13 protein-coding genes and 1 pseudogene are annotated in these 11,566 nt (G+C 60.9%); 1 reads left to right on the forward strand and 13 read right to left on the reverse strand.

The window, feature by feature from the left end:
* Positions 1 to 232 precede the first annotated feature (232 nt).
* The 11 genes from FE782_RS23420 to FE782_RS32520 form a co-directional block, all read right to left on the reverse strand.
* Positions 233 to 934: a 5'-methylthioadenosine/adenosylhomocysteine nucleosidase gene (locus FE782_RS23420; protein ID WP_138196770.1), complete on the reverse strand. Its 702-nt coding sequence runs from the start codon at positions 932 to 934 to the stop codon at positions 233 to 235.
* A gap of 36 nt (positions 935 to 970) precedes the next feature.
* Positions 971 to 1,972 carry a catabolite control protein A gene (ccpA, locus tag FE782_RS23425; RefSeq protein WP_138196771.1) on the reverse strand — a complete coding sequence of 334 codons (1,002 nt, stop codon included), beginning with the start codon at positions 1,970 to 1,972 and terminating at the stop codon, positions 971 to 973.
* Positions 1,973 to 2,187: 215 nt separating this feature from the next.
* On the reverse strand, positions 2,188 to 2,595 hold the full coding sequence (locus tag FE782_RS23430) for a hypothetical protein (RefSeq protein WP_138196772.1): 408 nt from the start codon (positions 2,593 to 2,595) through the stop codon (positions 2,188 to 2,190).
* A 127-nt stretch (positions 2,596 to 2,722) separates the two neighbouring features.
* On the reverse strand, positions 2,723 to 3,247 hold the full coding sequence (locus FE782_RS23435; protein WP_202914591.1) for a type 1 glutamine amidotransferase domain-containing protein: 525 nt from the start codon (positions 3,245 to 3,247) through the stop codon (positions 2,723 to 2,725).
* Positions 3,248 to 3,285: 38 nt separating this feature from the next.
* Positions 3,286 to 5,034 carry a phosphoenolpyruvate--protein phosphotransferase gene (ptsP, locus tag FE782_RS23440; protein ID WP_138196773.1) on the reverse strand — a complete coding sequence of 583 codons (1,749 nt, stop codon included), beginning with the start codon at positions 5,032 to 5,034 and terminating at the stop codon, positions 3,286 to 3,288.
* Positions 5,018 to 6,904: a glucose PTS transporter subunit IIA gene (locus FE782_RS23445; RefSeq protein ID WP_138196774.1), complete on the reverse strand. Its 1,887-nt coding sequence runs from the start codon at positions 6,902 to 6,904 to the stop codon at positions 5,018 to 5,020. The genes ptsP and FE782_RS23445 overlap by 17 nt, the downstream gene beginning before the upstream one ends.
* Before the next feature lie 109 nt (positions 6,905 to 7,013).
* Positions 7,014 to 7,715 (reverse strand): hypothetical protein, encoded by a 702-nt coding sequence (locus tag FE782_RS23450; RefSeq protein WP_138196775.1) that lies wholly within the window; start codon positions 7,713 to 7,715, stop codon positions 7,014 to 7,016.
* A gap of 121 nt (positions 7,716 to 7,836) precedes the next feature.
* A complete protein-coding gene (locus FE782_RS23455) occupies positions 7,837 to 8,262 on the reverse strand; it encodes a CoA-binding protein (RefSeq protein ID WP_138196776.1) in 426 nt (141 codons plus the stop codon).
* Positions 8,263 to 8,280: 18 nt separating this feature from the next.
* Positions 8,281 to 9,570 (reverse strand): 3-phosphoshikimate 1-carboxyvinyltransferase, encoded by a 1,290-nt coding sequence (gene aroA, locus FE782_RS23460; RefSeq protein WP_138196777.1) that lies wholly within the window; start codon positions 9,568 to 9,570, stop codon positions 8,281 to 8,283.
* Between the two features lie 77 nt (positions 9,571 to 9,647).
* The gene (locus tag FE782_RS32515) at positions 9,648 to 10,004 is read right to left on the reverse strand and encodes a fluoride efflux transporter FluC (RefSeq protein WP_162388370.1); all 357 of its coding nucleotides are present in this window, start codon (positions 10,002 to 10,004) and stop codon (positions 9,648 to 9,650) included.
* The gene (locus FE782_RS32520; protein WP_162388372.1) at positions 10,001 to 10,369 is read right to left on the reverse strand and encodes a fluoride efflux transporter FluC; all 369 of its coding nucleotides are present in this window, start codon (positions 10,367 to 10,369) and stop codon (positions 10,001 to 10,003) included. The genes FE782_RS32515 and FE782_RS32520 overlap by 4 nt, the downstream gene beginning before the upstream one ends.
* A gap of 102 nt (positions 10,370 to 10,471) precedes the next feature.
* Here FE782_RS32520 and FE782_RS23470 point away from each other — a divergent pair, with 102 nt between their 5' ends.
* The gene (locus tag FE782_RS23470; RefSeq protein ID WP_138196795.1) at positions 10,472 to 10,765 is read left to right on the forward strand and encodes a rhodanese-like domain-containing protein; all 294 of its coding nucleotides are present in this window, start codon (positions 10,472 to 10,474) and stop codon (positions 10,763 to 10,765) included.
* Positions 10,766 to 10,768: 3 nt separating this feature from the next.
* On the opposite strand, the gene FE782_RS23475 is transcribed toward FE782_RS23470, so the two are convergent.
* Complete coding sequence (locus tag FE782_RS23475; protein WP_439116454.1) at positions 10,769 to 11,293, reverse strand: shikimate kinase; 525 nt, start codon at positions 11,291 to 11,293, stop codon at positions 10,769 to 10,771.
* Between the two features lie 117 nt (positions 11,294 to 11,410).
* Positions 11,411 to 11,566, reverse strand: a pseudogene (locus tag FE782_RS23480) (NADP-dependent phosphogluconate dehydrogenase); the annotation flags it as partial.

Here is an 11,566-nt window from a genome sequence, read left to right on the forward strand (position 1 = left end):
TCGGTTTTACAGAAGCGCGAGGGGAGCGGGGTATGGGTGGAGGATTTTACGTCTGCCTCTTGAACGTCGTGTTGTACCCTTCTAATCTCATCTAAAGAACACGACGTTCAGTGGCGGCCGGAACCCGTACCCCCTCCCGCTAAGAGCATGATTGTAAAAAGAAGGAGCCGCCCCTAAGTCATTTTACGACTTTTGGGACAGCCCCTTTCAATTCACGATCGTTTCCGATTCGTTACATGACGCCGAGCATCCGTTCCACGATCGCCGCCGACCGCTCCGCCGCCAGCTTCGTGAATTCGGGGAAATTCACGTGGGCCGAGCCGTCCGCTTTATCCGACATCGATCGAAGCACGACGAATGGCGTGCCGTTCATTCGACATACTTGCGCGACCGCCGCTCCCTCCATCTCGACGCATGCGCCTTGATGCTCGCGATACAGTCCCGCGACGACGTCTCGATTCGCGACGAATTGGTCGCCGGACAGAATGCGTCCCGTGCGCGTCAGGCCGGGATACAAGCTCTCTCCGGCCGCGACCGCCGCTTCGACGAGCGTCGGGTCCGCCGGAAACACCGACTCCCCTGCGTACGGGATGACGCCCTTCTCGAAGCCGAGCGGCGTCACGTCCATATCGTGCTGCAACAAATCGGTGGACACGACGATGTCGCCGATATTCAGCTCCGGATGAACCGCGCCGGCCACTCCCGTAAACACGATCGCCTCGACGCCGAAGCCGTCGATTAAGAGCTGCGTGCAGACGGCGGCGTTCACCTTGCCGACCCCGCACTTGCACACGATGACGCGCTTGCCGTTCCATTCGCCTTCTCGGAAGCGGATGCCCGCCTTCACCGTCTCGACGTTCCCGTCCATGCGGAGCAAGAAGCGTTCCACCTCTTCGTCCATCGCGCCGATAATGCCTAATGTCTTATAGTCCACTTGTATATGTCCTCCTGGGCAAAAAAATAGGGCTCATTAGATATGAGCCACAGATTTACGCATAATCGTCTCGTGAGGCAAGACGACGACCGGGTTGGATACCGGCTCTTTCTTCATCAGCTTCGTCAACAACCGCATCGATACGGCGCCGATGTCGTACATCGGCTGCGCCACCGTGGACAGCTGCGGACGCACCATGGAAGCCATCCGGACGTTATCGACGGAGATGACCGCCATATCCTCCGGCACGCGGAGACCCGCGTCTTGAATCGCGTGAATGGCGCCGATCGCCATCTCGTCGGTCGCCGCGAAGATCGCCGTCGGCCGATCCGGCAGTTGGAGGAAATACTCCATCGTATCGAGCCCCGCTTCATAGCGGTAGTTGCCGACGCGAACGTGCGATTCCCGGAACGGGATGCCCGCTTCTTCGATCGCGCGCTTATACCCTTGATAACGCGCGAAGCCGTTCGACGGATCCTGCAAGCTGCCGCTGATCATGCCGATATTGCGATGGCCGTGCTCGATCAATACCTTCACGGCGTCGTAAGCGGCCGCTTCGTGATCGATGTCGACGGACGGAATGACGCGGTTCGCGTCGGTCGTCGCGCACAACACGATCGGTACCGACGTCCGGAACGCTTCGATATGCTCGTCCGTCACGACGCCGCCCATGAACAGCAGCCCGTCGACCTGTTTCTCCAACAGCGTGTTGATCACGCGGATTTCCTTGTCCTTCTTCTTGTCGGAGTTGCAGAGAATCATATTGTAGTGATACATGTTCGCGATATCTTCGATGCCGCGTACGACCTCGGAATACATCGTGTTCGAAATATCGGGAATCACGACGCCGACCGTCGTCGTCTTCTTGCTGGCCAATCCGCGGGCTACCGCATTCGGCCGGTACCCCAGCCTCTCGATCGCTTCGAACACTTTCTTCCGGGTTTGCGGCTTGACGTTCGGGTTGTTGTTCACAACGCGCGAGACCGTCGCCATCGACACCCCGGCTTCCCGAGCCACGTCGTAAATTGTCACTGTCACGAGCATTCTCTCCAATAATGAATATTTGTAGATATGAACAGCGGGTAGTAGACTATTCCTCGGTAACACGGAAACTCGAGATCCATTCAAACTGTAAATGGATATAATAAAATATGATACGACAATTTTTTACTTTACGCAACGATAGCGGCCGAAAGGCCCCGGAAAACAAAAAAACCTCCGAAGAGGTTTGGGGGAAATCGACGGGAAACGACCTACGTGGGGATGCTGGCCTTCGCGATTTGCGAGAGGCGGTCTTGAATTTCCTCCGACCACGGTTCGTCGCCGAGCGATTGCGCCAGAAGCATCAAGTCCAACAGTTGATTGACGCGTTCCTTCACGATTTGTTCCACCGGAACGTTCGCTCGTTCTCTCTTTGTCGCTTCGTGAAGCAGAAACGCCAGTTCATTCGACTCGTTAAAGCGAATATGTTGTTTTTCGGGATTACGGCCGAGTCGTCGAATCAACGAACTCAGCTCCTGTTTTACGTCCTGCAGCACTTCGCTGCGTTCGCAGCCGCCGCAAGAGTAAATCGGAACGTTCTCGATTTTCACTTTGTTCGAGAAGATGACCGTTCGCAGCCGAATGGACATCGTCTGTCCGCAGACGCAATATTTCTCCAATCCGAGCCCTCCTAAGAGCCATGGCAAACTCGCTCACGCTTTCGTGCCTCTTTACGTATTCGAGGAACGTCGCGCAACTCCTTCCGCCTCGCTCTTAGAAGTTCTTGGAATCGTTGCCCGCGCCGGATTACCGTTCCGCCAACGCGTCGCAGAACGCCTTGGCGTACGGCGGAAGATCCGGCGGACGGCGGCTCGAGACGATGTGCCCGTCGACGACGACGGCCTCGTCGCGCCAGATCGCTCCCGCGTTCTCCATATCGTCGCGGATGCCCGGCGTCGAGGTGACGTTCCGCCCGTTCAAAATTTTCGCGGAGACGAGCACCCAGCCCGCGTGGCAGATTTGACCGATCGGCCGCTTCAGTTCGTCCATCCGGCGCACCATCGCGAGCACTTCCGGATACCGGCGCAGCTTGTCGGGCGCCCAGCCGCCCGGCACTAACAGCCCGGCGAACTCGTCGATGTTCACGTCGTCGAACGCAACGTCGGACGTCGCGGGCACGCCGTATTTCCCGGTGTAGGCGAAGCCCTTCTTCGCGCCGGCCACGACGACCTCCGCCCCTTCCTCCCGAACGCGATAGATCGGGTACCACAACTCTAAATCCTCGAATTCCTCGTCTACGAGGCTAAGCACCTTTTTCCCGGATAACCGCATGATTTTTCTTCCTTTCCATTTCGAAAATGATCCCGCGCCTACGTCGCGCAACCGCAACCCATGCCGAGCCGTTCGAGCGCCTCTCGGATGTCTCGGCTCGTCTTGAGCTTCGACAGCTCGGCCCAGTGCGCCGCGGAACGGGCGGCGGACGCCTTCAGCAGCTCGCTCTTGAGCGGCAGCATCAAGCCCGACGCCATGCTCAGCTCTCTTACGCCTAACCCGAGCCAAATCGGCAGCGCGAGCGGATCGCCGGCCATCTCGCCGCAGACGCTGACGCCGATGCCCGCGTGCTGCGCCGCGGCGACCGTCGTCTGGATCATCCGGATGACGGCCGGGTGGAACGGATCGTACAACGATGCGACATGCTCGTTCAGACGGTCCGCCGCAAGAATGTACTGCGTCAGATCGTTCGTGCCGATGCTGAAGAAGTCGACCTCGGAAGCGAGCAGATCGGCGACGATCGCGGCGGCCGGCACCTCGACCATCATGCCCACGCGCATATGCTCGTCGTACGGCTGCCGCTCCGCGCGCAGCTCCGCCTTCGCTTCGTCGAAGATGCGTTTGGCCGCGCGGAATTGTTCGACCGACTGAATCATCGGGAACATGACGCGGACGGTGCCGCAGGCGCCCGCGCGGAGAATGGCCCGCAGCTGCGTCTTGAACGTGTGCGGCTGCGCCAGCGAAATCCGAATCGACCGGAAGCCCAGCACCGGATTCTCTTCTTCCGGAACGTTCGCGTATTCCAGCTGCTTGTCGCCCCCGACGTCGAGCGTCCGGATCGTCAGCGGTTTGCCTTCCAGCAAGGAGGCGGCTTGGCAATAAATCTCGTATTGCTCCTGCTCCGTCGGATACGTCTCCCGGTCCATGTAGATGAACTCGGTCCGGAACAACCCGACGCCTTCCGCGCCGCCCTCGAGCGCCGCCTCGAGATCGCGCAGCGACGCGATGTTGGCGAACAGCGACATGCGAAGGCCGTCCGTCGTCACGGTCGGCAGCGTCGCAAGCGACTGCAGGCGCTCCAGCACGCGAACCTCGCTCTCGCGCAGCTCCGAATACCGCTGGATTTCGGCATCCGGCGGATTGACGAGCACGATGCCCGCTTTGCCGTCGATCACGAGGACGTCGCCCGTCTGAATCGGCTCGACCAGCTTGCCCTCCAGCCCGAGGACGAGCGGAATGTTGAGCGCCCGCGCCATGATCGCGGTATGGGACGTGCTGCCCCCCGCCATCGTCACGATGCCGAGCACGTGATTCGGATTCAGGTGAACGAGCTGGGACGGCGACACTTCCTTCGCGACGAGGATGAACGGCTTGTTGTCCGTCGGCAGCTTCACGTCCGGCGTGCCGATCAAGTGCTTCAGGAGACGATTGCCGACGTCCTTGATGTCGAGCGCGCGCTCCTTCATATATTGATCGTCGAGCAGATCGAACATGTTGACGAATTTGTCGATGACTTCTTTCACCGCCACCTCCGCCGCCTTGTATTGCCGCTGGATGATGCCTTGGATCTCGTTCATGAAGACGGGATCGTCCAGTATGGCCAGGTGCGCGTCGAAGATGTTCGATTCCTGCTCGCCGATGTAACCCGAGATTTCCTGTTTGATCGACGTGATTTCTTGCTTGGAGTGGCGAATGCCCTCGTACAGCCGTTCGAATTCGGCCGCGAGATCGGTGACGTCCTTCTTGTTTTCGGGAACGTCCCACTCCCAATGCGGCAGAACGAAAGCTTTGCCGATCGCGATGCCGGACGAGGCACCCGTGCCCTGTAGGTTACGCGCGGTTGACATCGGACGGATCCTCCTTTAGCGTGACTGACATGACCGAAGCCTGACCCTTGCGAACGGCCTTGAACGGAGCGTAGCTCCACGACTTGACCCGCGCCGGATTCGTGACGACCATCGGCGTCGCGATCGACTTCGCGTGCTTGCGCAGCTTCGTCAGATCGAACGTGATCAGCAGCTGCCCCGGCTGCACCGTTTCGCCCTCGGTAACATGCGCCTCGAACGGTTCGTTCGGCACCTGCGACGAATCGATGCCGATATGGAGCAGCACTTCAAGCCCTTCCGCGGTGACGATGCCGATCGCGTGGGCCGTCGGGAACAGGGTGGATATCTTCCCGGCCACCGGCGCGACGAGCTCTCCGCGTTCCGGCAGGAAGGCGGCCCCGTCGCCGACGATCTTCCCGGCGAACACCGGATCGGGCACGTCCTCGAGCGGAATCATGCGTCCCGCGACCGGCGAGCGGAACGGGACGACGCGCGGATCCTTGCGGATCGTCTTCATGATTTCCTCGCGGATGAGCTCGGAGAACGTGCCGAAGACGACCTGCACGTTCCCTCCGCCGAGGGTGATGACGCCCGCCGCGCCGAGATGTCGCAGCGCTCCGACGTCCATCTCCCGATCGTTCGCGAGCGTTAAGCGCAGCCTCGTGATGCACGCCTCGATGCGGACGACGTTCTCCTTACCCCCGAGCGCCTGCAGGATGAGCGGCGCTCGGTACGGGATGTCCCCCGCCCAATCGTCCAGCGCCGATCCTTCTTCCCGGCCAGGAGTCGGAATCTGGAACCGGCGAATCGCCCAACGGAACAACAAATAATAACAGACCCCGTACGCGAGACCGATCGGCAGCAGCATCCAACTGTTCGTCGCGAGGTGGTTGTTAAGCAGGAAGTCGATCGCCCCGGCGGAGAAGGCGAAGCCGTGATGAATGTCGAGCGCGTACGTGATCCACATCGACAACCCGGACAGGATCGCGTGGATGACGAACAAATACGGCGCGACGAACAAGAACGCGAATTCGATCGGCTCCGTCACTCCGGTCAGGAACGAAGACAGCGCCGCGGTCAGGAACGTCGCCTTCACCTTGGGCTTCAAGTCTTCTCTCGCTTCATGGATGATCGCGAAAGCGATTGCAGGCAAAGCGAACATCATCGTCGGGTACAAGCCTGCCATAAAGATGCCGGCGGTCGGGTCTCCGGCGAAGAAGCGCGGCAGGTCGCCGTTCACGATGCTGCCGTCCAAGCGCTCGTACGTGCCGGTCTGGAACCATACGACGTTGTTCAAGATGTAATGCAAGCCCGACGGCACGAGCAATCGATGCATCATGCCGTAGAGGAACGCGCCGAAGCCGCCCATTCCGAGCAGCAAGCCGCTCAGCTCGCGAAGCCCCGTCTGAACGTAAGGACCGATCTGCACGACCAGCACCGAAAACAAGAACGAGGCGAAGCACATGATCAGCAGCACGAACCTCGGCCCGCCGAAAAATTGAATGTATTCCGGAAACCGAATTTCTTTGAATCGATGATATAACAACGCCGCCATAATGCCGATGACGATGCCGCTCGTGACGCCGAGCTCGAAGCCGGCCGGGATGAAAAATTGCGTCACCCGGTCGTATACGAAGTAGCCGACCAACGCCGACATGCCGGCGATGCCGGCGCTCTCCGATAAGCCGAGGGCGACCCCGACCGCGAAAATGTAAGGCAAATATGTAAAGACGGTCATGCCCGCGTATCTGAACAGATCGCTTAACTGATCGAACCCGACCGCTTCCCAAGGGATCGCGCCGAGCCGCAGCAGGATCGCGGCCGCGGGCAAGGCGATCATCGGCATCATCAGCGATCGGCCGAATTGCTGCAATATCCCCATCCAATTCACGCTCGGTCCGTCCCCCTTTCGTCTATTCGTAATGGTAATGAACCGCTTGTCTTTTGTCAAAGAGAAAAACGGCGGACGTCACCGTCCGCCGTTCGTCTTGTTGCCGGTATTAGAAATTGCGGTAAGGAGAGAAATTGCTTTGGTTTTGCATGATTTGGTTCGTCGGCGTGTTGACGTTGTACGTGCCTTGTACGCCGCTCAACGTGTTGATGCCTTGCGAACGACCCGTCGCGTACGTGCTTGCGCGCAAGGAATCTTCGCGCAAAGCCGCGTCATGGTCCGGACGGTTGCCGACGTAATTTTGCGTGTGGTAGCTGTTCGTTCCTTGGAAGCTCGACTGCATGCTTGGCTGGAACGAAGTCATCGAGCCGAAGCTTTGGCCTTGGTTCGATGCAAAGGAGCTCGGGGACTGGCTGTCTTCACGGAAGCTTCGATCGTGGTTCGGCTGGTTCCCTACATAGCTCGACGCGTGATAGCTGCCCGTCTGCATGCTCGGGGACTGGCTGTCCTCGCGGAAGCTTCGGTCGTGGTTCGGCTGGTTCCCCGCGTAGCTGGACGTGTGATAGCTCGAACCCCCGAATTGCGTCGTCTGTTGCGGTTGGTAGAACGACTGGACGGCGCCCGTCGGTTGGAACGTCTTCTGCAAGCCGCGGTATTGCGACTGCACTTGTTGGCCGAAACCTTGTTGCTGACCGAAGGATGGTTGCTGACTGAAAGATTGTTGCTGGCCGAAAGATGGTTGCTGACCGAAAGATGGTTGCTGACCGAAAGATGGTTGCCCGAAGGAAGGTTGGAACGATTGATTGAACACGATCGAATTTCCTCCTTAGAAAGTAAGAGTGGTCCCCCGAGGGCGCGCCGAGACGACGCTTCCTTGGAAGCCTCTAATATTGTGTCTAAGGAGCGGAGAAATTATGAATTCGCCGGGACGATCATTTTCGATTCGGGCGCAGCACCGCGTCTTCTACTTTAATGCATCGATCCATGATGACGGTCATGCCGCTTTCCGACGCGATGCGCGCCGCTTCCTCGCTGGCGATGCCGAGCTGCAGCCACAGCGTCTTCGCGCCGACGGCGGCAGCCTCTTCCGCGATCGGCGGCGTATGCTCCGCCCGGCGGAAGACGTTGACGATGTCGATCGATTCCGGGATGTCCTTGAGTGACGCGTATCCCTTTTGGCCGAGTACGTCTTCTCCCTTCGGATTGACGGGGATGATCCGGTACCCGCGATGCAGCATCGCCTCCGACACTTCGTACGCCGGTCGGTCGGGGTTGTTGGTCAACCCGACGACGGCGATTGCGCCCGCTTGCTCGAGAATCGTCTTGATTCGGTCTCTGCTCGGATGTTCGTACGCCATATAGGTTCGGCCTCCTTCTTATTCCATGCGAATATCGGCGCCCAGCGCTTTCAGGTGATCGAAAAATTGCGGATACGACTTCGCGACGTGATGCGCGTCTCGAATGACGAGACCTTCGCTCGATCGCAGGCCGACGACGGACAACGCCATAATGACGCGATGGTCGTAATGCGCGTCGATGACGACGCCGCCCTTCACGCCTTCCGGCTTGCCGTGCACGATAATTTCGTCGCGCTTCTCCTCGACGTTCGCGCCCGCTTTCCGCAGCTCCGTTAAGTAGTCTGTAATCCGGTCGCATTCTTTATAACGCAAGTTTTCCACGTTGTAGAACCGGGACGTGCCTTCGGCGAAGACGGACGCGGCCACGCACGCCAGAACGGCGTCGGTGAATTCGTCTCCGTCGAACTCCACCGCCCGCAGCTTGCCGTTGCCCTGTACCCGAACGATGCCGTTCTCGTGCGTCAGCGGCGTTCCCATCGCGCGGATGACGTCCACCGCCTTGCGTTCGCCTTGCTTGCTGTTCTCCAGCAGTCGATGCACCGTCACGTCCGAATTCGTCACCGCGGCCGCCGCGAGGATCGCCGCCGAGCCGGGGTAGTCGCCTTGCACCGAGTATTCGCCGACGCGATACGCTTGGTTCCCAGGCACGCGATAGAACATCAAGTCGTCGCTCGCTTCGATCTCGATGCCGGCGTCGCGCAGCACCTCCAACGTCTGGCCGACGACGATCTTCGACTTCAGGTCGTGTTGCACGCGAATTTCGCTGTCTTCTTTCAGCAGCGGCGTAAGGAACAACAGCGAGCTAAGGAACTGCGAAGAGACGCTGCCGGACACCTCGATCGCGCCGCCCTTCGGCTGCCCGCCGTACACCGTGATCGGCAGCTTGCCTTCGTTATGATCGATGCGGACGTTCATCGTCTGCAGCGCGGCGATCAAGTCGTCGTGCGGCCGCTTGCCTAGCGAATCGGGGTACGTGTTGACGAAGGTGACCTCCGGAAGCAACGAAGCTACCGACAGAAGGAAGCGCAATACGGCGCCCGCGTTGCCGACGTTCAGCTCCTTGACCGGCTTCGGATGGTTGCCGAAGCCGTGCACCGTCATCTCGACGTCCGTCTCGGTCAAGCCGGCCCCGAGGTCCTTGAGGCAGCGCCGCAGCGCGTCGCTGTCTTCGCTGTGCGCAGGGTATTTGATGCGGCTGACGCCGTCGGCGAGCGCGGCGACGAGCATATAACGAGTCGTGTAATTTTTGGAAGATAACGCTTGAAGTTCCCCTTGCAAACGGGCAGTAGGTTTAACGATGGCATCCATATTGAATGTCTCCTCTCTTCTATGAACGAGCAAGGCGCGAACGCGAATAATTACTGGTATCTAACAGCCTATGTCCGCTACGGCGCGAGCGCCGTTCCGGCACCGGCCGCCGCGATCGACGTCGCAACGGAGAGCGCGATGTATGCCGCCGACCGGCGTCGCCTCCCCGCGCGCGACAGCGTCGCGGCTTCCACGGCGAACGTCGAATACGTCGTAAAACCGCCGAGAAGGCCCGCGCCTAGCCCTGCCGCAACGACGGGATTCGCGACGCCGCCGCCGGCCATCCACCCGAGAAGGAACGAACCGGCGACGTTGACGGCGAGCGTCGCGTAGGGAAGCCGGTGCGACGCGCGGTTCCGGCGAAGGGCGGCGGCCCGCAGCGCGGCGCCGACCGCCCCGCCGGCCGCGACGGCGGCGAGGATGAGGACGCTCAAGACGCGCCTCCCGCCCGAAGGCCGGCGTTCGCGAGCAGCGGTCCGGCGCAAGCGCTCGCCGCGACATACGCCGCCGCGGCGACGGATCGGCCGTCCGCCAGCAGCGTCCACGCCTCCAAGCCGAAGGCGGACATCGTCGTGAAGGCGCCGAGAAAGCCCGCGGCGGCACCATGGTAGACGGCGGACGACTTGTCCTTCGCCGAGAAGCGACCGGCCATCCACCCGAGCGCATAGGCGCCTAAAAGATTCACGGCCAAGGTCGCGTACGGAAATCCGCCGGCCGCCGCGGGAGCCAGCCATGCGCCGAGCCCCCAGCGGGAGACGGCCCCCGCCGCTCCGCCCGCGGCAATCCAACCGTATCGCATGGCAGCACCTCCGAGTTGACTTCGAATCCAAGGCCGACGTAAGATGAGGGCAGACTTCACAATCTACATTGACGACCGAAAGGAGCGCTATCAATGAGCGCTATGCGCACGATCGACCCCGAACAGTTGGCGACTCGGCTCGACGCGGGCGAGACGGTATGCATCATCGACGTCCGCGAAGACGAGGAAGTGGCCGCAGGCATGATCCCGGGAGCCCGACACATCCCGATGGGCACGATCCCGGATCGGCTCGCGGACATTCCCCGCGACGGCGAAGTCGTCCTCGTCTGCCGCAGCGGCGCCCGCAGCGGGCGCGTCCACGAGTATCTTGCCGCCCAAGGGTATGCCAACCTGGTTAATATGAACGGCGGCATGATGGCTTGGGAGCGCCGTTGACGGCTACGCCCGGCGCGACAAGCCCGTCCGCTCGATAATGCTCTCCACCGTCTCCCTTACGTTGCTGCGCGACGTATCGACGACGAGGTGGGCGAAATCGTACGCGTTCTTCCGCTCCTCGAGGAGCCGATGAACGCGTTCTTCTTTATCCCCCGCGAGCAGCGGTCGATTCGCGTCGCCCCGAAGCCGCGCCAGCAAAACGTCCGGCGGGGCGGTCAGGGCGACGACGAAGCCGCCCTCGAGCATCGTCTCTCGGTTCGCTTGCCGGAGCACGGCGCCGCCGCCCGTCGAGACGACCTGGCGCGAGCCGGTCAGGACGCTCTTCAGCACCGCTGACTCCGCGTCGCGGAAATACGCTTCTCCTTCTTCCTCGAACAGCTGCGGGATCGACCGGCCCTCCCGTTCGACGACGGTAGCGTCGGTGTCGACGAACCGCCATCCGAGACGTTCCGCGAGCGCCGAACCGACCGTCGATTTCCCCGTTCCCATAAAGCCGATCATCACGATGTTCCGGTTGCTTCCGTTCAATGGTCGTTCCCCGTCCCCAGTTTTTTCACATCATACCATAGCGCGCGCGGACCGAACAGCCCGAAAAAAGAAGCCTCCCGCCCGCGGCTCGCGGTCGGAAGGCTCGGGGTGCGCGGCTTACTGCATCCACTCGAAGTGGAACGTCCCTTCTTTGTCCACGCGCTCGAACGTGTGCGCGCCGAAGTAGTCGCGCTGCGCCTGCAGCAGGTTCGCCGGCAGCCGCTCCGTCCGGTACGAATCGTAGTACGCCAGCGCCGACGAGAACGACGGCGT

This window comes from Paenibacillus antri (assembly GCF_005765165.1).
GTDB lineage: Bacteria > Bacillota > Bacilli > Paenibacillales > YIM-B00363 > Paenibacillus_AE > Paenibacillus_AE antri.

Bases quoted from the DNA above. Each gene is read 5' to 3' on its own strand.
- FE782_RS23435 (WP_202914591.1), bottom strand. From the start codon at position 3,247: ATGCGGTTATCCGGGAAAAAGGTGCTTAGCCTCGTAGACGAGGAATTC.
- ptsP (WP_138196773.1), bottom strand. From the start codon at position 5,034: ATGTCAACCGCGCGTAACCTACAGGGCACGGGTGCCTCGTCCGGCATC.
- FE782_RS23455 (WP_138196776.1), bottom strand. From the start codon at position 8,262: ATGGCGTACGAACATCCGAGCAGAGACCGAATCAAGACGATTCTCGAG.
- aroA (WP_138196777.1), bottom strand. From the start codon at position 9,570: ATGGATGCCATCGTTAAACCTACTGCCCGTTTGCAAGGGGAACTTCAA.
- FE782_RS32520 (WP_162388372.1), bottom strand. From the start codon at position 10,369: ATGCGATACGGTTGGATTGCCGCGGGCGGAGCGGCGGGGGCCGTCTCC.
- FE782_RS23470 (WP_138196795.1), top strand. From the start codon at position 10,472: ATGCGCACGATCGACCCCGAACAGTTGGCGACTCGGCTCGACGCGGGC.